Source organism: Hymenobacter terrigena, assembly GCF_054776515.1.
In genome coordinates this window covers 388,615-408,545 of record NZ_BAAHBU010000004.1, presented here as the reverse complement: position 1 = coordinate 408,545, position 19,931 = coordinate 388,615, and the positions used below count along the sequence as shown (strand labels likewise).

The 19,931-nt window shown below is 59.4% G+C and carries 24 protein-coding genes; 15 read left to right on the top strand and 9 right to left on the bottom strand.

Annotated features, from left to right (window positions below):
- Window positions 1–155: 155 nt before the first annotated feature.
- Entirely contained in the window at window positions 156–2,024 is a 1,869-nt protein-coding gene (locus ACYU7Q_RS18280) for a BamA/TamA family outer membrane protein (protein ID WP_460610868.1), read from the bottom strand.
- A 179-nt stretch (window positions 2,025–2,203) separates the two neighbouring features.
- Between ACYU7Q_RS18280 and hemW the strand changes: the two genes are divergently transcribed.
- From hemW to ACYU7Q_RS18250, 6 genes are all read left to right on the top strand, one after another.
- A complete protein-coding gene (hemW, locus tag ACYU7Q_RS18275) occupies window positions 2,204–3,373 on the top strand; it encodes a coproporphyrinogen-III oxidase family protein (protein WP_460610867.1) in 1,170 nt (389 codons plus the stop codon).
- Window positions 3,374–3,475: 102 nt separating this feature from the next.
- Window positions 3,476–3,901 (top strand): hypothetical protein, encoded by a 426-nt coding sequence (locus ACYU7Q_RS18270; RefSeq protein WP_460610866.1) that lies wholly within the window; start codon window positions 3,476–3,478, stop codon window positions 3,899–3,901.
- A gap of 9 nt (window positions 3,902–3,910) precedes the next feature.
- Complete coding sequence (locus ACYU7Q_RS18265; protein ID WP_460610865.1) at window positions 3,911–4,618, top strand: alpha/beta fold hydrolase; 708 nt, start codon at window positions 3,911–3,913, stop codon at window positions 4,616–4,618.
- Between the two features lie 12 nt (window positions 4,619–4,630).
- Window positions 4,631–5,410 carry a cyclase family protein gene (locus ACYU7Q_RS18260; protein ID WP_460610864.1) on the top strand — a complete coding sequence of 260 codons (780 nt, stop codon included), beginning with the start codon at window positions 4,631–4,633 and terminating at the stop codon, window positions 5,408–5,410.
- A 69-nt stretch (window positions 5,411–5,479) separates the two neighbouring features.
- A complete protein-coding gene (locus ACYU7Q_RS18255) occupies window positions 5,480–6,124 on the top strand; it encodes a hypothetical protein (RefSeq protein WP_460610862.1) in 645 nt (214 codons plus the stop codon).
- 140 nt (window positions 6,125–6,264) lie between these two features.
- On the top strand, window positions 6,265–6,972 hold the full coding sequence (locus tag ACYU7Q_RS18250) for a hypothetical protein (protein WP_460610861.1): 708 nt from the start codon (window positions 6,265–6,267) through the stop codon (window positions 6,970–6,972).
- 74 nt (window positions 6,973–7,046) lie between these two features.
- On the opposite strand, the gene rpmA is transcribed toward ACYU7Q_RS18250, so the two are convergent.
- Window positions 7,047–7,322 (bottom strand): bL27 family ribosomal protein, encoded by a 276-nt coding sequence (rpmA, locus tag ACYU7Q_RS18245; RefSeq protein ID WP_460610860.1) that lies wholly within the window; start codon window positions 7,320–7,322, stop codon window positions 7,047–7,049.
- 100 nt (window positions 7,323–7,422) lie between these two features.
- The gene (gene rplU, locus ACYU7Q_RS18240) at window positions 7,423–7,728 is read right to left on the bottom strand and encodes a 50S ribosomal protein L21 (protein WP_198069310.1); all 306 of its coding nucleotides are present in this window, start codon (window positions 7,726–7,728) and stop codon (window positions 7,423–7,425) included.
- Between the two features lie 507 nt (window positions 7,729–8,235).
- Here rplU and ACYU7Q_RS18235 point away from each other — a divergent pair.
- Together ACYU7Q_RS18235 and ACYU7Q_RS18230 are read left to right on the top strand one after the other, a co-directional pair.
- The gene (locus tag ACYU7Q_RS18235; RefSeq protein ID WP_198075547.1) at window positions 8,236–9,195 is read left to right on the top strand and encodes a ribonucleoside-diphosphate reductase small subunit; all 960 of its coding nucleotides are present in this window, start codon (window positions 8,236–8,238) and stop codon (window positions 9,193–9,195) included.
- A 143-nt stretch (window positions 9,196–9,338) separates the two neighbouring features.
- Window positions 9,339–9,953 (top strand): YceI family protein, encoded by a 615-nt coding sequence (locus ACYU7Q_RS18230; protein WP_460610859.1) that lies wholly within the window; start codon window positions 9,339–9,341, stop codon window positions 9,951–9,953.
- A 74-nt stretch (window positions 9,954–10,027) separates the two neighbouring features.
- Here the strand turns inward: ACYU7Q_RS18230 and ACYU7Q_RS18225 are convergent, their stop codons facing one another.
- On the bottom strand, window positions 10,028–10,477 hold the full coding sequence (locus ACYU7Q_RS18225; protein ID WP_460610858.1) for an RES family NAD+ phosphorylase: 450 nt from the start codon (window positions 10,475–10,477) through the stop codon (window positions 10,028–10,030).
- A 67-nt stretch (window positions 10,478–10,544) separates the two neighbouring features.
- Entirely contained in the window at window positions 10,545–11,000 is a 456-nt protein-coding gene (gene parS, locus ACYU7Q_RS18220; protein WP_460610857.1) for a type II RES/Xre toxin-antitoxin system antitoxin, read from the bottom strand.
- A gap of 295 nt (window positions 11,001–11,295) precedes the next feature.
- Between parS and ACYU7Q_RS18215 the strand changes: the two genes are divergently transcribed.
- The 3 genes from ACYU7Q_RS18215 (at window position 11,296) to ACYU7Q_RS18205 (ending at window position 15,277) form a co-directional block, all read left to right on the top strand.
- The gene (locus ACYU7Q_RS18215; protein ID WP_460610856.1) at window positions 11,296–13,677 is read left to right on the top strand and encodes a ribonucleoside-diphosphate reductase large subunit; all 2,382 of its coding nucleotides are present in this window, start codon (window positions 11,296–11,298) and stop codon (window positions 13,675–13,677) included.
- 433 nt (window positions 13,678–14,110) lie between these two features.
- Window positions 14,111–14,890, top strand: a complete 780-nt coding sequence (locus ACYU7Q_RS18210) for a hypothetical protein (protein WP_460610855.1) — start codon at window positions 14,111–14,113, stop codon at window positions 14,888–14,890.
- A gap of 90 nt (window positions 14,891–14,980) precedes the next feature.
- Window positions 14,981–15,277: a hypothetical protein gene (locus ACYU7Q_RS18205; protein WP_460610854.1), complete on the top strand. Its 297-nt coding sequence runs from the start codon at window positions 14,981–14,983 to the stop codon at window positions 15,275–15,277.
- Window positions 15,278–15,336: 59 nt separating this feature from the next.
- On the opposite strand, the gene ACYU7Q_RS18200 is transcribed toward ACYU7Q_RS18205, so the two are convergent.
- Complete coding sequence (locus tag ACYU7Q_RS18200; RefSeq protein WP_460610853.1) at window positions 15,337–15,690, bottom strand: hypothetical protein; 354 nt, start codon at window positions 15,688–15,690, stop codon at window positions 15,337–15,339.
- 260 nt (window positions 15,691–15,950) lie between these two features.
- The gene (locus tag ACYU7Q_RS18195; protein ID WP_460610852.1) at window positions 15,951–16,502 is read right to left on the bottom strand and encodes a cupin domain-containing protein; all 552 of its coding nucleotides are present in this window, start codon (window positions 16,500–16,502) and stop codon (window positions 15,951–15,953) included.
- Window positions 16,503–16,923: 421 nt separating this feature from the next.
- Between ACYU7Q_RS18195 and ACYU7Q_RS18190 the strand changes: the two genes are divergently transcribed.
- The 3 genes from ACYU7Q_RS18190 (at window position 16,924) to ACYU7Q_RS18180 (ending at window position 18,412) form a co-directional block, all read left to right on the top strand.
- Window positions 16,924–17,631 (top strand): hypothetical protein, encoded by a 708-nt coding sequence (locus ACYU7Q_RS18190; protein ID WP_460610851.1) that lies wholly within the window; start codon window positions 16,924–16,926, stop codon window positions 17,629–17,631.
- A 164-nt stretch (window positions 17,632–17,795) separates the two neighbouring features.
- Window positions 17,796–18,041: a DUF433 domain-containing protein gene (locus tag ACYU7Q_RS18185; protein WP_460610850.1), complete on the top strand. Its 246-nt coding sequence runs from the start codon at window positions 17,796–17,798 to the stop codon at window positions 18,039–18,041.
- Complete coding sequence (locus ACYU7Q_RS18180) at window positions 18,038–18,412, top strand: DUF5615 family PIN-like protein (protein WP_460610849.1); 375 nt, start codon at window positions 18,038–18,040, stop codon at window positions 18,410–18,412. Before ACYU7Q_RS18185 ends, ACYU7Q_RS18180 begins: the two co-directional genes overlap by 4 nt.
- 11 nt (window positions 18,413–18,423) lie before the next feature.
- On the opposite strand, the gene ACYU7Q_RS18175 is transcribed toward ACYU7Q_RS18180, so the two are convergent.
- Window positions 18,424–18,582, bottom strand: a complete 159-nt coding sequence (locus ACYU7Q_RS18175) for a DUF5615 family PIN-like protein (protein WP_460610848.1) — start codon at window positions 18,580–18,582, stop codon at window positions 18,424–18,426.
- Window positions 18,583–18,594: 12 nt separating this feature from the next.
- Complete coding sequence (locus ACYU7Q_RS18170) at window positions 18,595–18,819, bottom strand: DUF433 domain-containing protein (protein ID WP_460610847.1); 225 nt, start codon at window positions 18,817–18,819, stop codon at window positions 18,595–18,597.
- Between the two features lie 101 nt (window positions 18,820–18,920).
- On the opposite strand from ACYU7Q_RS18170, the gene ACYU7Q_RS18165 reads away from it, so the two are divergent.
- Window positions 18,921–19,841 carry a bestrophin family protein gene (locus ACYU7Q_RS18165; protein ID WP_460610846.1) on the top strand — a complete coding sequence of 307 codons (921 nt, stop codon included), beginning with the start codon at window positions 18,921–18,923 and terminating at the stop codon, window positions 19,839–19,841.
- Window positions 19,842–19,931: the final 90 nt, after the last annotated feature.

Here is a 19,931-nt window from a genome sequence, read left to right as displayed (position 1 = left end):
TGAATCAGGGCTTATCTGCGCTGAATATCAGTCATATTGGCGGTGTTTTTTATGGAACTTTTCCGTTTTCGGCCAGGGTGGCCGAAAGCGAGGATTTCAAACAAAAATCCGGACGAAATGGCGCAATTGCTCATTTTTAAAGGCTCCCAAGCAGCCTAAAAACGGCTGGTCAAACCAAAGTGGATTTTGGATGATTTCAACTCAAAAGGCTGGTTATTAGCTCGCCCCACCGAGTATACAAACTGAAACAAGCCCGCCGCCGTGCGGAAGCTCAGGCCCGCGCCCACGCCAGTGGGCTGGTCGCTGAACCGGTCGTTTTCAATATCGTGCCGCAGGTAGGCCTGGTCGGTGAACAGAAACGCGTAGGAGTCAGGCCCGATGAACTGGCGGAACTCGGCCGTAGCCACGGCGTAGGAACTGGTGTAAAACTGGTTTTCGTTGAAGCCGCGCAAGGAATTCAGCCCGCCCAACCGGAACAAGTCGTTGACAAACAGGCGCGAATTGAGCAGACCCTCGCCGCGCAGGCGCAGCAGCAGCACGCCGGCCCGCTTCACCGGGAAGTAGCGCTCGGCGCGGAGGCCGAAGGAGTATTGAGTGGAGTTGAGCGGAATGCCGTCGTAGAGTTCGGGCTTCAGCTCGCCGTTTTTCACAATTTTCTTGGTGCCCACCGCGCCCTGCGCATTCACGAGGTAGCCGCGGTGTGGGAAGAATAAGTCGTCGAGGCTGTTCCAGGCGTAGCCCAGGCCGTAGGAATTATACTGCGAATCAAGGGTGTCAGGCAGTACCCTTCTCAACCGCAGCAACGTGTCCGGGTCAAGCGAAAAAGTGCTGCGCTGCTCGGTGAAGAAGCTGACGCGGCCGGCCCGCGCCGTGGGATACGTCACCTGCAGGCGCGGGCGGAGCGTGAGGAAGGCGTCGGTTTGCTTGTAAAGGTTGAAGGTGCCGGCCACTTCCAGCGGCGTGCCGAAGAAGTTGGGGTGCACGTACTGCGCATCGAGCAGCTGCGAGATGGCGTCGGTTTTGCGCCATTGTAAGCCCAACTGCTTGCCGCCGCCCTTGATGTTTCGCAGGTTGATGGTAACGTCGCCGGTGAACTGCACGCCGGTTTGGCTGGAGTTCGAGTTCGGCAAAATCCCCACGATGGCGTCGAACTGGTTGCTCGGCCGGTCGTCGAGCAGCAGGTACACCCGCGCCCGGCCCAGGGCAAAGCGCACTTCGGGCTCGGCGCGCAGCTTCACGTAGGGCAGCTGGCGCAGCAGCTGGGCGGCGGCGGCCACGCGCTGCTGGCTGAAGGGCTGGCCCGGAAAAATCTGCAGGTATTTGGTCAGAAAACGCTTCTTGGTCTTGCTGTTGCCCACAATCTGGAGCGAGTCGAATACCACCACGCGGCCCCGTTTCAGCACCACGCGGCCCGCAATGTCGTGCCCGCTGAGGTGGACGGAATCGAGGCCGACCGAGGCGAAGGGGAAGCCCTGGTTTTCGGCTTCGGTCAGGATGCGCTCCTGGAGTTTCACCCAGTCTTCGGGCACGAAGGGCGTGTGGCGGAAGAACTTTTCGCGGTAGCCGGCGCGGGTCAGCAGGCCGTCGCCGAGGTTGCCGTTGCGCAGGTAGGCCCAGCGGAACTGCTCGCCCACGTACAGGCGCACCCGCACGGTGTCGCGGCTCCAATGCAGTTCATCGGCCGAGGCCGTGAGGTAGGCGTCGCTTTGGAGGCCCAACACCAGCTCGCGCACCTCGCGCAGCGCGCTGAGGGAGTCGGGCACGCTGGCGCGCACCTTGTAGCGGCGCAGCACCGGCCGGTCGGCGGCTTCGGTTTCGAGCACCAGCAGGCGTGGGTGGGCCAGCACCCGGCGCGTGGCCGCTGCCGAAGCCGGTGTGGCGCGGGGCGGCAGGGTAGGGGCGGCCAGGCCGGGCTGGTTGGGCACGTTGGGGTCGAGGCCGGGCGTTTGGGCCGCGGCCAGCTGCGGCATCGCCAGCCAGCCGAGCACCATTATTCCCCAAAAGCGCAGTAGAAACCTAGTCATTCGGGGAGGATAACGCAGATGGCGGCGTTTAATTTCCCGAAAGTAAACCAGGAAAGCGGGGGCTTCCGCCGCCTCGCTGGGCGGGCAAGTACCTTTGTGCGGGGCGGCTTTGCACGGCTCGTGTGGAATGAGTGTTTAACGGGTATTCGTTCCAAAATCTGTTTACCTCTTCGCGCTCCATGGCCGGCCTTTATCTCCACATTCCTTTCTGCAAGCAGGCCTGCCACTACTGCGACTTCCATTTCAGCACCTCACTGGGACTGAAAAGCCGGCTGGTGGAGGCCATTGTGCGGGAGGTTGAGTTGCGGGAAGATTATCTTGGTAAGGGTGCGGCTCTGGAAACCATCTACTTCGGCGGCGGTACCCCGTCACTGCTCACTGCGGATGAGCTAAACCAGATTTTTGCTGCCATTCACCGCCACTTCGCGGTAGCGCCCCAAGCCGAAATCACCCTCGAAGCCAACCCCGACGACCTCAGCGCCGCCAAGCTGCAGGAGCTGAAAGCGGCCGGTATCAACCGCCTCAGCATCGGCCTGCAAAGCTTCTACGAGCCGCACCTGCGGATGATGAACCGCGCCCACACCGCCGAAGAATCGACCACGGCCGTGCGCCGCGCCCAGGACGCGGGCTTCGAGAATATTTCCATCGACCTGATTTATGGCGTGCCCGCGCCCGGCCACCACATCTGGGAAGCCGATTTGGCCAATGCTTTCGCGCTGGGTGTGCCGCACGTTTCGGCCTATGCGCTTACCATTGAGCCGGGCACGGCCTTTGGCCATCGCCTGCAAAAGGGGACTTTCAAAGCTGCGCCCGATGAATTTGTAGCCACGCAGTTTGAGATGCTGCTCGCGGCCATGCGCGCCCACGGCTACGAGCAGTACGAAATCAGCAACTTCTGCCAGCCCGGCCGCGAGAGCCGCCACAACGGCAACTACTGGCGCGGCGTGCCCTACCTCGGCCTCGGCCCCAGCGCCCACAGCTACGACGGCCGAAACCGCCAGTTTACCCTCGCCAACAACCCCCAGTACGTAGCCGCTGTGCTGGAGCGCGGCGAAGTGCCCGTGACCGTGGACGAGCTCACCGCCACCGACCGCGCCAACGAGTACCTGCTCACCACCCTGCGCACCGCGCGCGGCTGCGACCTGGCCCACCTGCGCACCCACCACGGCCTCGACCTGCTCGCACAGCGCGCCGCCTACCTTACCGAGCTACAAGCCAACGGCTGGGCCACTATCCAAAACGAAGTTCTTACCTTGACCGACGCGGGCAAGCTCCTGGCCGACCACATCACGCTGGAGCTGTTTGCGACCACGGGTTTGGCTACAGATTTAGCGGATTTTAATGGGTGATACGGATTTTCTGTGGTTCCATCCGGTAGGCCTGGCGACTTCAATCTACATTTGTGCGGAACCACAACAAATCCGTTTCACCCCATACAATCCACTAAATCTGTGGTCAAGCTACTGAGCGACAGCATTGCCGACGACGCCGACTTCTTTGTGGAGCAGATTCACGTCGTGGCCATTGTCTTCGACAACACCGACGACGTGACCGTGTGGGCCACCACGTTTTTTGATAACGACACCCATTTTTTTCACCTCGCGCTGCCCTTTAAAGCCCTCGATACGCTCCTGAGCCTGGCCCACACCCGCGCCGGAGCCCTGCAGGAGGAAGTAGCCGACGCCCTGGCCGCCCAGGAGTGGCCCGCCCTGCTCGAATACAATTCCGACGACCGCCCGCCCGTGCCCCTGCCCAGCGTGGCCCTGAAACTGTCCGTCACTTACCCCGCCACCGAGGATGGCGAACTGGATGACGATGACCCGCAGCCCCACAACATTTTCTACCTCGAAGGCGTGTTCGTGCGCCTCGATATGTAGGGTGGATTGATGGCTGCTTCGCTGCCCGTTTTTTACCTCATTCCCGGCCTCGGGGCCGATGAACGGGTATTTCAGTTCCTGCGCTTGCAGGGCGAAGTGCACGTACTGCGCTGGCTGCCACCGCAGAATGCCGCCGAAGACTTGCCACACTATGCGGCTCGCCTTGCGGCAGCGGTTCCGTCGGAACAGGCCTGTTGGCTGGTGGGGGTTTCCTTCGGGGGCGTTTTGGCGCTGGAGCTGGCGCGGCTGCGTCCGTTGGCGCGGGCAGTGCTCATCTCCAGTTTCGCGGGGCCATCGGAACTGCCGTGGGTTGGTAAATTGGCTCGAATCACGGGCTTGTACCAGTTGGTGCCGCCACAGCTGCTGCCCCGGCTGCCGCGCGTAGCCAAGTGGCTTTTTGGCGTGAGAAACGGCCGCGATTACCAATTGCTCCGTCAGATTCTGCACGATACCGACCCGGGATTCACACGCTGGGCCATTGCGCAGCTTCTGCAGTGGCCGGGCTGCACATCGCCGGCGGCCATTCGCATCCACGGCGCCGAGGACCGGCTGCTGCCCGCCGGAGCCGCGCGCAGCCAGTACATTTTGCCCGGCGGCCACCTGATTATCATCAGCCAAGCCGCCGCAATCAGCCGGATTCTGAACCAACTTGCTGCTGAAGCTTCTGCTGTTTCTCCCGTCGCGCAAGCTGCGCCATCGGCACCAACTCACCCTTAACACCTTCGCCAAGTGCTTCCCACCTATCCCTTTGCCGGCCGCACCTACACCTACGACCCCGCCGCGCCCCTCGATATTTCCCTGCCCCTGGCCCCCGGCGATGACCAGGTGAACTGCTTCTGGGCCGAGCCCGTGCAGTTCGATACCATTCGCGTGGGCAGCTTTGTGGGCAGCGTGGCACTGGGCGGCAGCACCAATTACCAGCGCGTGCACGTCACGCCCCACGGCAACGGCACGCACACCGAATGCTACGGCCACATCTCGCCCGACCCGGCCATCACGCTCAACCAGTGCCTGCGCCGCTTCCTGTTTGTGGCCCGGCTGGTGAGCGTGGCCCCGCGGCCCCAGCCCAACGGCGACCTGGTGGTAATGCTGGCCGATGTACAGGCTGCCCTCATGGCGCAGCCCGACCGCGCGCTGCCCGAAGCCCTCGTCCTGCGCACGTTGCCTAACGAGGCCGCCAAGCGCTACCGCCACTACTCCGGTACCAACCCCACCTACATCGAGCCCGCGCTGGCCGAGTGGCTGGTCGAATACCAGATTCAACACCTGCTGCTCGACCTGCCCAGCGTCGACCGCGAAGAGGACGCCGGCCAACTCCTGGCCCACCACGCTTTCTGGCAGTATCCCGCTCAGCCGCGCCGCGAGGCTACCATCACCGAACTCATCTTTGTGCCCAATGAAGTAGAAGACGGCCTCTACCTGCTCAATATTCAAATCACCAGCCTGGAGCTCGATGCCAGCCCGAGCAAACCGGTACTCTATCGCCTGAGTTTGCCCGCGGCAAGCTGATTGATGCAACGAAATGAGCAGCCCCCGAATCTAAGCTGATGAATTTCCACATCAGCTACTTGTTTCGTTATGCTCCTCATTCGTTCACTTTTGCTCGGCCTGCTGGTACTGGCCGGCACCCTGTATAGCCAGGGCCAGACGGCCCCCGCTGCTACCGTTCCCACCGAAACCACCGCTGATAGGCTGCTGCTAAAAGTGGGCCTGAACGCCGGCCGCGCCCTCCGCTACACCGGCTACTACGGCCTGTCGGCGCGCCTGCCCCTCTCGGTGGGGGCCGAATACGCTCTTAGCTCCAAATTCACGCTTTACGGCCAAGCCGATGCTGACTTTCGGCTTTTCAAAAACAACACGCATGGCGGCGATGGCAACTTCGCGATTCCAGCCGGCGGGCTGGGCATCGGCGCGCGTTATTATTACAACCAGGCCGGCCGCGAGCGTCACAACCGGCCCCACGGCGCTTTCGTGGGCAACTACCTGGCCCTCGAAGCCCACACCGAGCTGCGCCAGCGCGCCGGCTTGCGCAACGATGTAGCCCCCAGCCTCAACGCCGTGTGGGGCATGCAGCGCCGGCTGAGCCGCAATTTCCTCTTCGATTTGAACGCGGGCATCGGCCTGGGGCCGTACCGCAGCGATTCTTACCTCGGCTACACCCCCAACAACAGCAACCTCAATATCACCACCCAACTCAATCTCGGCGTGTATTTTGGGCGGTAGGCCGGGTGTGGGCCGGCGCTCAGCCAGCCACCGTTGCGATGACCGGGATATAAGCCCCATATTGCTTGTGGGCTGTAAATTAGTAAATTACTCGCTCAGGCCGGAATCGGGTTTTCAACTGCTTTGCTTCTCTCATCCCAATGCCATTGTTTACTCGTCGGTTGTGCGCTTTGGTGTTGAGCATGGGGTTGCTGCCCGGGCTGATGGCACCCGCACTGGCCCAAACCGCCCCCGTTGCGGCTTCACCAGTTTCAGCCTCCAGCCCCCGGCTACTCCTGAAAAGCGGTCTGCGCCTTACCCACCTTTTCTATCTGCCCGATGCCCGTAGCTGGCAGCTGCTATTGCCCCTCTCGTTCGGCCTCGAATATCGCCTGAGGCCCCGGTTCAGTGCCTACGCGCAGGCCGAAGCCGATATTTCGGCCGGCCGGGCACCGCGGGGCCGGCGCGGCTCGCCACTGCTGCCCACGCCCGGTACCAGCATAAGCCTAGGCACTCGCTACTACTTCAACCAGCCCGCCGCATCCTCGGTCGGCTCCGAGCCGTGGGGCAATTACGTAGCCCTGGAAGCCAGCACCGAACTGGCCCAAATTAGCGGCCGGCGCGGGCGGCGGGGCCGGGGGCTGAGCGTCGGGCGCATCACGCCCGCCCTGTTTGTGCTGTGCGGCACGCAGCACCGCGGGCCCGGCCGCCGCCTGCTCTACGACCTCAATGCCGGCCTCGGCATTGAAGCGCCCCCGGCTTACTCGGCTGAAGCCATTACCAGCCCACCCTGGGACGTAGCCGCGCAAGTCAACCTGCGGGTTTACTTCGTCAACCAGCCCCGCGCGGCCAAAACCGGGCAGCCCTAAACCCGTCGGGGAACCATAACGCCAAAAGGGCTGCCCGGTAAGAGCAGCCCTTTTTACTTTTTGTCGATGGGCAATTAAGCCGGAATCGAAACTACTTCGCGGGGAACAACCGTCACGAGCGAACGGTCTTTGCGGCCCTTGCGGAACTGCACTTCACCGTCGACGAGAGCGAACAGCGTGTGGTCCTTGCCCATGCCCACGTTAGCGCCGGGGTGGTGCTTGGTACCGCGCTGACGCACGATGATGTTGCCAGCAACCAGAGCCTGGCCGCCAAAGATTTTTACGCCGAGACGTTTCGAATGCGATTCGCGGCCGTTGTTGGACGAGCCGACACCTTTCTTGTGAGCCATGGTATTCTAAAGTTATAAGGGTTGAGGTTTGAGTGTTGAGTGTTAGAAAGGCGATGAGCAAGCGACTCATTCAACCCTCAACCCTCACAACTCAAAATTTCTAACCGATGCTGTTAATCATTACTTTGGTGAACGACTGACGGTGGCCGTTCATTTTCTGGTAGCCTTTGCGGCGCTTCTTCTTGAAGACCAGAACTTTGTCGCCTTTTACGTGGGCGAGGATGGTGCCGGTTACGGCTACGTTCAACTCGGGAGCGCCAACGGTGATGGTGCCGTTGTCATCGGTCAGCAGGGCGTTGCCCAGCGTTACGACGTCGCCAACATTGCCGGCCAGTTTGTGAGCGTAAACGAATTTGTTGGCCTCAACCTTGGTCTGCTGGCCAGCTATGTTAACAATTGCGTACATCAGCTTTCGCGGGTTTTTCTGAAATGGGAAGGCAAAAGTACGACTTTGATTTGGGAAATCCAAACCTAAGTTCTTAATCATCATTGGCTGGCCGCCAGCTGCCCGCTCCAAAGCGCCTCCCGGCCGGTGAAGCGCAGATTAAGCCCAGATTAAAAAACAACGTGAACTGGACCTAAAAACAGTCCGTTTGGGGACAAGTGGGTTTATCCACAAGGCGAATGTGGATAAGTGGCATTGAAACGCCTGATTTAGAAGCGTATTTCTCTGCCCGGTCCGGCTAAGAAAACCGGTGAAAACCTTTGCAAGTGGCCTGAAAAAAATCCGGACTTAGCTAAAAAAGAGCGAATAAAAAAGCTAATCGGGTGGGCAATCGGCCTGCTGGGCCGGCCTATATTTGGTGTTGGAAGGCCGGCCGCGTTTCTGACGTTTGGGCCAAACATCTGTCCGAACGTTGGGGTTAGCCTGCCGTCTTCCACGCCGAAAACCGCCATCAAGCCCCGAGATATTATGGAACCGCTCCTCGCCGAAAACCCCAACCGCTTCGTGCTATTTCCCATCCAGAACGATGAGGTGTGGCAGTACTACAAGAAGTCGCAGGCCTCGTTCTGGACGGCCGAGGAAATCGACCTGAGCCAGGACCAGAAAGACTGGAACAGCCTGAACGACAACGAGCGCCACTTCATCAAGCACGTGCTGGCCTTTTTTGCCGCCTCCGATGGCATCGTGAACGAGAACCTGGCCGTGAACTTCATGCAGGAGGTGCAGATGCCCGAGGCGCGCTGCTTCTACGGCTTCCAGATTATGATGGAAAACATTCACAGCGAGACGTATTCGCTGCTGATTGACACCTACATCAAAGACCCCAAGGAAAAGGATTACCTCTTCAACGCCCTCGAAACCGTGCCCGCCGTGCAGAAGAAAGGCGAGTGGGCGCTGAAGTGGATTAACTCGGAGAACTTCGCCGAGCGCCTCATCGCCTTCGCGGCCGTGGAAGGCATCTTCTTCTCGGGCTCGTTCTGCTCCATTTTCTGGCTGAAAAAGCGCGGCCTGATGCCGGGCCTTACCTTCTCAAACGAGTTGATTTCGCGCGACGAAGGCCTGCACTGCGACTTTGCCTGCCTGCTCTACAGCTATTTGCAGAACAAGCTGAGCACGGAGCGGGTGCAGAGCATCATCCGCGACGCGGTGACGATTGAGCAGGAGTTCGTGACCGACGCGCTGCCCGTGAGTTTGATTGGCATGAATGCCAAGTCGATGTCGCAATACATCGAGTTTGTGGCCGACCGCCTGCTGGTGTCGCTGGGCTGCCCCAAGATTTACAACGCCACCAACCCCTTCGATTTCATGGAGATGATTTCGGTGCAGGGCAAAACCAACTTCTTCGAGAAGCGCGTGGCCGAGTACCAGAAAGCCGGCGTGATGAGCGAGCGCAACGACAACGTGTTCTCGCTCGACGAGGACTTCTAGGTCTCGATAATAAAAAGCGGACTGCTAGGCAACTCCCATAATGACTTTGACGAGTTGCTGACCAGAAGGCCCCGCGCGCCGCGCGGGGCCTTCTGTGTTTGGTGCTTACTTCCTCATTCTCACTATTTCATTCCTTTCATCGCATGAAAAAAACGTTACTTATCCTGCTGCTGGGGGTGGGGGCGCCCGAGGTTTATGCCCAAACGCCTGCTACGGCCGCCGCGGTGGCGCCTACCGCCGCCATGCTCCAGCGCTACACCACGGCCAGCGGCCAAACCACTTTCTTCTCCACCGCGCCGCTGGAGGACATTGAGGCGCTGAACTCGCGGGTGGCTGCCATCTTCGATTTGAGCAGCGGGCAGTTGGCGTTTTCGATGCTGATGAAGGACTTCCAGTTCAAGAACTCGCTGATGCAGGAGCATTTCAACGAGAACTACGCCGAGAGCGAGAAGTACCCGCGGGCGCGCTTCACGGGTACGCTGGTGACCAGGCCCACCGAGGACCAGTTCCGCAGCGGCCCGCAACCGGTGTACGTGCAGGGCCAACTCACCATTCACAACGTGAAGCGAAAGGTGCGCGTGCCGGGCACCTTGCAGCTACGCGGCAACGACCTGGTGGTGACGTCCAAGTTCAGCGTGGCCCCGGCCGACTACAAGATTAAAATCCCGGCATTGGTGCGGAATAATATCGCCAAGTCTATTGATATCAGTGTAATACTGACCTGCCAGCCGGGGCCCGCGGGCACGGCGAGCCGCTAAGGCAATCCATTCGAACAGAAAAGCCCGCTCTGCTTCGATAGCGGCGGGCTTTTTTGTGCTTTTTATTGTGCCTTTTATTTCAACCGCGCATCAAATGGGTGTGGCTCTACTGACACGATGCGTAGCTGCGAATGGTCGGGATGCAAGGGGTTAATCAGGTAGTTCCATTCGGTGGGCGAGTGGGCAGAGGGCACGCGCATCAACCAGAATCTGCCTTCCTGAATCCATTCTTCCGTGATGGCTGCTAGTTCAGAAGGATAGGGGAGTCCGAACCAGTCGGGCGGCAAATCGGCTGGACTAACTAGTTTCACTGGAGCATCATCGGGTACTGCTAGCGTCAGGACGAAGTAGTTGACGGGCAGCACCGGCGAGTTGGCCAGCATCTCCAGCTTCGCCAGCGACAGGTGCTCGGCGGTGTAGAGGATGGGTGTGCCCTGCTGGTGCCAACGGCCGCTGTGGTAGAGGCCGCCCTGGCCCGTGAGGTCGTTGATGTACGGCTGCTTGCCGAAACGGTACAGTTTCATAATCGCAACGTTATGAAGGGTATACTATTTCGGCAAAGCATTTCTTACCCTGAAGTGAAAATAGGTTTTAAGAAAAAATACCCCATTGAATTCTACCCAGAATCTCGCGCACCTGCTCGCGGCCCAACGCTGACGACAGCAATGCTTGGGGCCGCTCGCCGCCCAAGGCTGGGTTTTCCTGTTGCAGCCAGCGGTGAAAGTCCAGCTCGTTCTCAAAAACTTCTAGGCCTTTGGCCACTACGGCCGAAAGCTGGATGGCCTTCTCTGATTCGTCGCGGGTGAGGTTGCCTTTTGCTTGTTCGCGGCGCGTGAGGGTGCTTTCGGAGATGGACAATACTTCGCTCATCTCGCGGTTGGTGAGGCGCATGTGCTGCTGCAAGTGGCGCACAGCTTGCACCGAAACCCCGGCAGCAGCGGCCCGAATTAAATCCATGCTGGTGCGAACCGGCTGCGACATGACGCCTGGGCCACCGAGCAATGCCACCATTGCGTCGATGGTCGTTTGAAAGGGGATTGCTGTCATTTGAAGGTGGAGTTGTCGTCAATTGAAGCAATATACGTTGAAACTGCGTGGCTGTGAATAATGCCCTTCAAAATTGGCGTTTGCGCGATGCTACAAGGGTATGTGGAAAACTTCTATATTTTTTGTTTGCCCCCCGCAAACACAGGAGGTAATTTCCGGGATTCAATGAAACGAGGCCGGCATTCTGCGGCGGCTTTGGTATTACGCTTTCACAACTGTCTGAACAAGTTGCGGCTGAGCCTGTCCGGGCCGGCTGCTTTTTATACGAAAAATCCCCCAACCAAACACCACTGGTATGCTAGTAATTAAACGCGACGGCCGCCGCGAATCCGTGAAGTTTGACAAAGTCACGGCCCGTATCGAGAAGCTTTGCTATGGGTTGAACCAGGACTACATCTCGCCCATTGAGGTGGCCAAGAAGGTGATTGACGGCATCTACGATGGCGTGAGCACCATTGAACTGGACAACCTGGCCGCCGAAACGGCCGCTTCGCTCACCACCCGCCACCCCGATTACGCCATTCTGGCGGCCCGCATTGCGGTGAGCAACCTGCACAAGGTGACCTCGAAGTCCTTCAGCAGCACCATGAAGCGGCTGTATACTTACGAGGACCCGAAGAACGGCGACAACGCCTCGCTCATCGCCACCGACGTGTGGGAGGTGATTCATAAGAATGCCCACACCTTGGACTCGGCCATTATCTACGACCGGGACTACAACTACGACTTCTTCGGCTTCAAGACACTGGAGCGGAGCTACCTGCTGCGCCTGGAGGGCAAGGTGGTGGAGCGGCCCCAGCACATGCTGATGCGCGTGTCGGTGGGCATCCACAAGGACGACATCGATTCGGTTATCAAAACCTACAACCTGCTGAGCGAGCGGTGGTTTACGCACGCCACGCCCACGCTCTTCAACGCCGGCACGCCGAAGCCGCAGATGTCGAGCTGCTTCCTGCTCACGATGAAGGACGACTCCATCGACGGCATTTACGACACGCTGAAGAACTGCGCGCTGATTTCGCAGAGCGCCGGCGGCATCGGGCTGTCGGTGAGCAACGTGCGGGCCACGGGCTCCTACATCAAGGGCACGAATGGCAACTCCAACGGCTTGGTGCCCATGCTGAAGGTGTTCAACGACACGGCCCGCTACGTGGACCAGGGCGGCGGCAAGCGCAAGGGTGCTTTTGCCATCTACCTGGAGCCCTGGCACGCCGACATCTTCGAGTTCCTGGATTTGAAGAAGAACCACGGCAAGGAGGAGATGCGCGCCCGCGACCTGTTTTACGCCCTGTGGACGCCCGACCTGTTCATGAAGCGTGTGGAGGAAAACGGCGACTGGACGCTGATGTGCCCCCACGAGTGCCCCGGCCTGGACACCACCTGGGGCCCGGAGTTTGAGCGGCTCTATAGTAAGTACGAGAAGGAGGGCCGCGGTCGCCGCACCATCAAGGCGCAGGAGCTGTGGTTTGCCATCCTGGAAAGCCAGACCGAGACGGGCACGCCCTACATGCTGTTCAAGGACGCGGCCAACGGCAAATCGAACCAGCAGAACCTGGGCACGATTAAGAGCTCGAACCTGTGCACCGAGATTATTGAGTACACCGACGCCGACGAGATTGCCGTGTGCAACCTGGCCTCGCTGGCGCTGCCCCGCTACCTGGTGACCGACGCCCAGGGCAACACCACCTTCGACCACCAGAAGCTGTACGAGGTGACCTACCAGGCCACGGTGAACCTGAACAAGGTCATCGACGTGAACTACTACCCGGTGCCCGAAACGCAGAAGTCGAACTTCCGCCACCGCCCCATCGGGCTGGGCGTGCAGGGCCTGGCCGACACGTTCATTGCCCTGCGTATGCCCTTCGAAAGCGACGAAGCTTCGGGCCTGAACAAGGACATTTTCGAAACCATCTACTTCGCGGCCATGACGGCCTCGAAGGACCTCGCCATCAAGGACGGGCACTACGAGACCTTCCCCGGCTCGCCCCTCAGCCAGGGCAAGTTCCAGTTCGACCTCTGGGGCGTGACGCCCGACTCGGGCCGCTGGGACTGGGAAAGCCTGCGCGCCGAGGTGGTGAAGCACGGCGCCCGCAACTCGCTGCTGGTGGCGCCCATGCCCACGGCCAGCACCGCCCAGATTCTGGGCAACAACGAGTCGTTTGAGCCCTACACGAGCAACATTTACGTGCGGCGCGTGCTCAGCGGCGAGTTTATGGTGGTGAACAAGCACCTGCTGAAGGACCTGGTGGCCCTGGGCCTGTGGAACGACGCGATGAAGCAGGAAATCATCGCGGCCAACGGCTCGGTGCAGAACATCCAGCGCATCCCGCAGCACATCAAGGACCTGTACAAGACGGTGTGGGAGATTTCGCAGCGCCGCATCATCGACCAGGCCGCCGACCGCGGCGCCTACATCTGCCAGAGCCAGAGCCTGAACCTGCACGTGCAAAACGTGAACTTCGGCAAGCTCACCAGCATGCACTTCCACGCCTGGAAGCGCGGCCTGAAAACGGGCATGTACTACCTGCGCACCAAAGCCGCCGCCGACGCCATCAAGTTCACGGTGGAAAAGCAAGCCGCCGAAACCCTGGAGCCCCTGGCCCTGGTGGAGCAAAACCAGTCCGACATGGCCTGCTCCCTGGATAACCCGGAAGGCTGCGAGGCGTGTGGGTCGTAAGGGAGAGAATCCTTCAATAGCTAGCGTAATAATTCACTCTTAAAATTCAGTTCTAATGGCAAGACAAATTCGGTCCGACATTAAGGTCGGAAACCTCGAGAAGAAGCTTGGCGTCGCTCCTGGTACAATTCGTAATCCGGATGGCAGAGATACAAGAAGTGACAAACTACTTGGCACGTTGAGGAAAGAGCAGGAAGCTAAAAAGAACAAATGATAAAAAGGGTCGCTCCATTCAATGGGGCGACCCTTTTCATTTACCAAATAGAAAAATTGCCTTTACGAATGCTAAAAGAGGATATAAATACCCTTTGCGCGCACTAAAAAATATTGCACTGTTTTACAATTGATTACGAGTTAGGTCGAAGTTTTTAGACTCTTTGTACTCAAGCACTAGTAACCGTGTCTATATTTGTGGCGTACTAAACCAAAACACATGCCCAAACTTCTTGATTACCCGCGCGCATCATTCAAGATGAGTCTTGAGTTGGCAAAAGCTGTAGAGTCCTTAGGTGGCAAATGCACACCAGAGTCAGCCGCTCAAAAGATGGGTAAAAAGGTGACAGGAACCTTTAAAGGACAAATTGGAGCTGCTGTTAAATTTGGTTTAATAACTTCTGGCGGTGGCCAGCTTGCGGTTACGCCCTTGCATAAGAGTATTAAGTTAGCGTACGACGATAAGGAGAAAAACGAGATTCTGAAAGGCGCATTTTTGACGCCAACAGTTTTCCGAGACCTTGCCAACCGTTTTGATGGTAATTCTTTGCCTGTGGAAATGCTTGGTAAGCTCTTGGCGCGGGAGTTTGGTGTGGATTCAGTCGCTGCCACAACAGTAGCTAACTATTTTATCGACGGCGCAAAGTCGGTTGGGCTTCTAGACGGCTCAGGCGTCATTAGGCAAAATGCAGCCGCGCCAGCGGATGAAAATTCAGATGATGAAGACGTCATTCACACGCGTGAAGTGGCACCACTAGAAGTACTGCCGCCTTCTGAGTCAAACAGGTATGAGCCAAACCGTAGACGCGACAACGGGGAGGAAATGCATACTCACTACACGCCTGTTGAGGTTCCTAGTGATGATAGAAGAAAAATTCAGATTCCCTTGCCGCAAAAGCGCATGGCAGAGTTGATTGTGCCAGATGAAATGACCATCAAAGACCTCGACATCATAAGAATGCAGTTGGAGGTATTGAGAGTATTTATTGAAAATAGCTAGCCACTGAAACCGCTAAACAAGTAGAGGCTCAGAGTATAGCTGACACCAAAAATCAGAGGCGCATGATGTCACCTCTCTAATCCAAATCCTGTGAAGTCTATTCCGTTCGCTCAGTACGTAGCGCTACTCAAATTGCTAGGGTTAGAATACGTACGAACAGTAGGTAGCCACCAGCACTGGGATTTCCCCAAAGGTTCCGGAAAGGCATTGCTGCGGACACTGACTTTGCGCGATAAAGACAAAGACATTCCGGTACTTCACATGCAAACCAACTTGGCAACACTGGAAGCTTCGGATGTGGTGACGAAAGCAGAATTTGAAAAGATGCTTACTGCGCAGCAAAATCCTAAAGCAGCTAAGGCGCAACGCAAGCGAACCAAAGACTGAAACAAAAACGGCCGCCTCTGTAGGGGCGGCCGTTTTTATTGAACAACACAAAATTTGAGTTAGGCAGGAAGCAGTACTTGCTCAGTGAGGATACGGCGGCTGCGAGAAGGGCGGTTTAGGACCTCAGCAGAAAGTCGCGGAGGCTCATATATAGGGGTGGGTTTTTTGACCAGCCGCCACCCTAAAGCTAACAGCAAACGGTCAAGAGTGCCACGTTCAGCAGTGTCCTGAATGAAGAACTGAAGGGTTTCTTCAAATGCAGCTTCAGCCTCAGCTTCGGTATCGCCATATGAGGAAAGCTCCAAAGCGGGGCAATAAGCTACGTACTGGCCCGTATCATCATCAAGCACAAGTAGCACTTCTACCTGCGCTTTTGTGAGGTGGCCATGCTTGTTGGTTGCGAGGGTAGCCATAGAACAATTGAAAATAGAGGCAACGAAGATACAGATAAGGATTTCCCTGACAACGCAAAGGCTGCCACCCCGGTTCTTTGGTGTATAAACGCCAACAGGGTCGTTTTTGATTTTAAGATGGTGAGGTTGGTTGAGTCCTAAGCTTCACCAGCCACTTCCGCCCCGGGAGCGGCTGGTTTGGTTTTGGGGAAACCCGCGCGGAATAGCGAGAAACTCTAAGCATCGTTCAGCCGCTTCGCGTCGGGGGCGGCTGGGGCACCTCAGTCTGGCGAGAGGCGCGGGCCGGCGGGTATCATGCCGTGCTTGCGCATGAGGGCGTCGCGCTCGGCGGGGGTGGGGTTTTGCAGCTGGCGCGCTTCGGCGAAGTAGGTTTCCATGGTGCCAGCCGGGGCGTGCATGATAACGAGCCGGGCGGGGCCCTCGCTGGTTTTCACAAACGTGTGGGGCACGTTGCGCGGGCCAAATAGTGAGTCGCCGACCTTGAGGTGAAACAGCTCGGTGCCCACCTGGAACTTGAACTCGCCGGCCGTTACGAAGAACCATTCGTCGAGGTTGGTGTGCGTGTGCAGCGCCGGTCCCACTTTTTCGAAGCGGGTGGTGTCGTAGATGCTCATGGCGCCGTTGCTATCCTGTCCCGATGCCTTCAGGTCGAAGTGCGCGCCCAGGAAGTCGAAGCTTTTGCCGAATCGGTCCTGGCCCGCGGGCACCAGGATGCCGGTGGTCGGGCCCTCATCGCGCCCCGATAACACAGCGGCCAGAGAAGGCATCGCGGGCAAGGCCAGAGGCAGGGCGAAGAACGTGCGGCGTTTCATAAAGCAGGGCTAATAAGAAGCAGTAAGGCCAGTGAGGTAACACTTTTGCTAAATATATAAATTAATATTTATCTGTACTTGGGTTGCCGCGTACCCTGCTGATGACGCATCGATAAGCAAAAACCTAAGCTTCTCTCAGCCGCCTTCGCCCCGGGGGCGGCGTGGGGCGTGGGGCCGCCCCGTAGCTCATTCCGCTGCCCGAATGAGCTACGGGGCGGCCCCGCAGGCCGGTCGGGCAGCGGAATGAGCTACGGGGCCGCCCCTTTGGCCATTCGGGTGCCCGACGGTGCTACGGGGCCGCCCCTTTGGCTATTCCGCTGCCCGAATGAGCTACGGGGCGACAGCGGGTAGGAAATGACGGGGAATAGCGATACATTGACGGCGTAATCTCTTTCATTTCCAACCCTTTTACCCAACGCCCATGTCGCCTACCAACCCCAACGCTTCGGCTGCTACCCCCGCTACCCCTGCCAAGCGCAACAAGAAAGAAGTATTGCCCACCAGCCAGCTCGCCCTCGCCACCCTGGGCATGGCCGCCGCCAAAGCCTGGCTGGCCTCCGAGCTGCCCGCGCTGCTCTTCGTGAGCAAGGCCGCCTTCAGCACCCAGGCCGCTGCCTACGCCGCCAGCCTGGGCACGGCCGATGCCGCCAACGACGGCGCCAGCCCGCAATCGAAGCGCATGAAAACGCTCGACAAGCTCATCGCCAAAAACCTGAACTTCGTGAAGGGCTACCTGGCCGAAGACCACGACGAGGACGGCGGCGAAGCCTACTACGCCGAGTTCGGCATCGTGCGCGAGGGCAAAAACTTCCGCCTGCCCACCGCCCGCACGGCCCGCGCCCTGGCCCTGGGCAAGCTGGTGGCCGCCCTCACCGCCCACAAGTACGACAAGAAGAAATTCGGCCTCGCCTTCTGGCAGCCCATCGCCACCGAGTACGCGCAGCTGGCCAAAGGCAGCGGCGAGCTGCGCGGCGCGGCCTCCGAAGCCGTGGGCCAGAAAAACGCCCTCGAAGCGCCCCTACGGGTGGTGCTGAGCTCGCTGGTGGGCAGCATCAAGGCCAACTACCCCGACGAGGATGCCCAGCGCGGCGTGCTGCGAGCTTTCGGCTTCCAGAAGGAAGTGTATTAGGGTTTGGTTATCGCATCAGCCAGCCGCTTCCGGTACCGGGGGCGGCTGGTTTGGTTTTGGGTTAGCTCGCACGGAATGGCGAGAAACGCTGAGCATCGTTCGGCCGCTGCGGTGCTGGGGGCGGGTGGGTGGCGGCCGCTAAGGCGGTTTCGTATCTTAGCCACATGGAAACGGCAGCTTCAGCGGCGCACCCGCGCATCACCCTCGACCCCAACATCTGCCACGGGCAGCCCACCGTGCGCGGCCTGCGCTACCCGGTGCAGAACGTGCTGGAGTACCTGGCCTCCGGCATGAGCGAGGCCGAAATCCTGGCCGACTACCCCGATTTGGAAGCCGAGGACCTGCGCGCCTGCCAGGCCTACGCGGCCGACATGCTGCAAGTGCGGTCCATCTTCCGGCTGGCGTCGTGAGCACCGCCGAGCCGCTGCGGTTTCTGGTCGATGCGCAGCTGCCCCGGCGGCTGGCGCAGTTTCTGGCCTTTCACACCGGCTGCGACTGCCTGCACACCCTCGACCTGCCCGCCGCCAACCAGACGCAGGACGGCAGCATCACCCGGCTTTCGATGGACGAGAAGCGGGTAGTCATTACCAAAGACGCGGACTTTGTGAACAGCTTCCTGCTGCACGGCCAGCCGTATAAGCTGCTGCTCGTGTCCACGGGCAACATCAGCTCCAATGAGTTATTGGAGGTGTTTCGGGCGTTCCTGCCGCAACTCACGAAGCTGTTTGCGCATCACTCGTACCTGGAATTGTCGCGCACGCTGCTGGTGACGCACCGTTAGGGAAACACTAGTCATCGTTCGGCCCCGGCGGCTTTGGCAGCCCGGAATATTTCTTCGTCCTCGGCATCGCGCAGGCCCAGCGTGCGCAGGGGTATGGCCTCAACGGGGAATTTCCACTTTATCCAGGCTGCGATGAGCGGCGAGAGGTGCGCGTCAATCCAGATGGTCATGCGGTCATGCGGTCATGCGGCCAGGCGCGGGTAGTCGAGCTGGCGGGCCGCGTATTGCAGGGCGGCTTGCAGGTCAGCGGCTTCGAGGTCGGGCATCTCGGCCAGAATCTGCTCGGCGCTGAGGCCGGCGGCAAAGAGTTGAAGCACGTCGGCCACGCGGATGCGCATGCCGCGAATGCATGGGCGGCCGCCGCACTGGCGCGGATTGGTGGTGATGCGGTGCTGCAAAGATTCCATGTGGTGAAGATAGTAGGGTTTCACTAAGGCGCCCCAGCACCGGGCGCGGCCAGCGGCGGAGTTTGGGGCAGCCCTGACAGCATTTCCGCCGTATCCTGGCCATGATTATTCGTGAGAAGGACAATTGGCTGCGGCTGCTCTTTGTGTGGCGCGGCTCGGTGCTGCCCCAGATACTGCCGCGGCTGCTGGTGCTGTTGCTGCTGTCGGTGGGCGTGATGGTGGCCCACGGCCGGCTGCTGCAGTACAAGATTCCGCTCAACGCCTCGGCCTTCCCCTTGTTCGGCATCACGCTGGCCATCTTCCTGGGCTTTTACAATAACGCCAGCTACGACCGATTCTGGGAAGGCCGCAAGCAGTGGGGGGCGCTGCTGAACACCACCCGCTCGCTGGCCCGGCAGGCCCTCACCATGAGCGGGCCGGCCGGCGGGGCCACGTCCACTGCTGCGTTTGTGCAGCTGCTGGTGGCTTTCACTTATGCCCTCAAGCACCAGCTGCGCCACACCGATGCCGCGCCCGACCTGGCCCGGCTACTGCCCGCGCCGCTGGCCCAGGCCGTGCAGCAGGCCACCTATAAGCCCATAATGCTGCTGCTGGAAATGGGCCGCTGGGTGCAGCAGGGGGTGGCGGCCGGCCAGCTCGACACCAACACGCAGCTGGCCTTCGACCACAATTTCAACCAGCTGTCCGACATTGTGGGCGGCTGCGAGCGCCTGGCTGGCACGCCCATCCCGTACACCTACCGCGTGATGCTGCACCGCACCACCTACCTCTACTGCTTCCTGCTGCCGTTTGGCCTCGTCGACAGCATCGGCTGGATGATGCCGCTGGTGGTGACCTTCGTGGGCTACACGTTTATGGCCCTCGATGCCATTGTGCGCGAGATTGAAGAGCCTTTCGGCACCGGCCCCAACGATTTGGCCCTGAACACCATGAACCACATGATAGAAAGCACCCTGCTGGAAATGCTGGGAGAGCCCGCGCCCGCCGCGCCCAAACGCCGGCATGCCTATTTGTACGACTAGCCGGCGGCAGCCTTTCCGGTGGTAGCCATCGTTGCCAGCCTTGCAGGAACCATCGCGTTGCTAAACCGCAACGTTCGCTACACCAAAAGC

Coding starts and splice junctions, on each gene's coding strand:
- ACYU7Q_RS18280 (WP_460610868.1), bottom strand. CDS start 2,024: ATGACTAGGTTTCTACTGCGCTTTTGGGGAATAATGGTGCTCGGCTGG.
- hemW (WP_460610867.1), top strand. CDS start 2,204: ATGGCCGGCCTTTATCTCCACATTCCTTTCTGCAAGCAGGCCTGCCAC.
- ACYU7Q_RS18265 (WP_460610865.1), top strand. CDS start 3,911: ATGGCTGCTTCGCTGCCCGTTTTTTACCTCATTCCCGGCCTCGGGGCC.
- ACYU7Q_RS18255 (WP_460610862.1), top strand. CDS start 5,480: ATGCTCCTCATTCGTTCACTTTTGCTCGGCCTGCTGGTACTGGCCGGC.
- ACYU7Q_RS18250 (WP_460610861.1), top strand. CDS start 6,265: ATGCCATTGTTTACTCGTCGGTTGTGCGCTTTGGTGTTGAGCATGGGG.
- rpmA (WP_460610860.1), bottom strand. CDS start 7,322: ATGGCTCACAAGAAAGGTGTCGGCTCGTCCAACAACGGCCGCGAATCG.
- rplU (WP_198069310.1), bottom strand. CDS start 7,728: ATGTACGCAATTGTTAACATAGCTGGCCAGCAGACCAAGGTTGAGGCC.
- ACYU7Q_RS18235 (WP_198075547.1), top strand. CDS start 8,236: ATGGAACCGCTCCTCGCCGAAAACCCCAACCGCTTCGTGCTATTTCCC.
- ACYU7Q_RS18230 (WP_460610859.1), top strand. CDS start 9,339: ATGAAAAAAACGTTACTTATCCTGCTGCTGGGGGTGGGGGCGCCCGAG.
- ACYU7Q_RS18225 (WP_460610858.1), bottom strand. CDS start 10,477: ATGAAACTGTACCGTTTCGGCAAGCAGCCGTACATCAACGACCTCACG.
- parS (WP_460610857.1), bottom strand. CDS start 11,000: ATGACAGCAATCCCCTTTCAAACGACCATCGACGCAATGGTGGCATTG.
- ACYU7Q_RS18215 (WP_460610856.1), top strand. CDS start 11,296: ATGCTAGTAATTAAACGCGACGGCCGCCGCGAATCCGTGAAGTTTGAC.
- ACYU7Q_RS18210 (WP_460610855.1), top strand. CDS start 14,111: ATGCCCAAACTTCTTGATTACCCGCGCGCATCATTCAAGATGAGTCTT.
- ACYU7Q_RS18200 (WP_460610853.1), bottom strand. CDS start 15,690: ATGGCTACCCTCGCAACCAACAAGCATGGCCACCTCACAAAAGCGCAG.
- ACYU7Q_RS18195 (WP_460610852.1), bottom strand. CDS start 16,502: ATGAAACGCCGCACGTTCTTCGCCCTGCCTCTGGCCTTGCCCGCGATG.
- ACYU7Q_RS18190 (WP_460610851.1), top strand. CDS start 16,924: ATGTCGCCTACCAACCCCAACGCTTCGGCTGCTACCCCCGCTACCCCT.
- ACYU7Q_RS18185 (WP_460610850.1), top strand. CDS start 17,796: ATGGAAACGGCAGCTTCAGCGGCGCACCCGCGCATCACCCTCGACCCC.
- ACYU7Q_RS18175 (WP_460610848.1), bottom strand. CDS start 18,582: ATGACCATCTGGATTGACGCGCACCTCTCGCCGCTCATCGCAGCCTGG.
- ACYU7Q_RS18170 (WP_460610847.1), bottom strand. CDS start 18,819: ATGGAATCTTTGCAGCACCGCATCACCACCAATCCGCGCCAGTGCGGC.
- ACYU7Q_RS18165 (WP_460610846.1), top strand. CDS start 18,921: ATGATTATTCGTGAGAAGGACAATTGGCTGCGGCTGCTCTTTGTGTGG.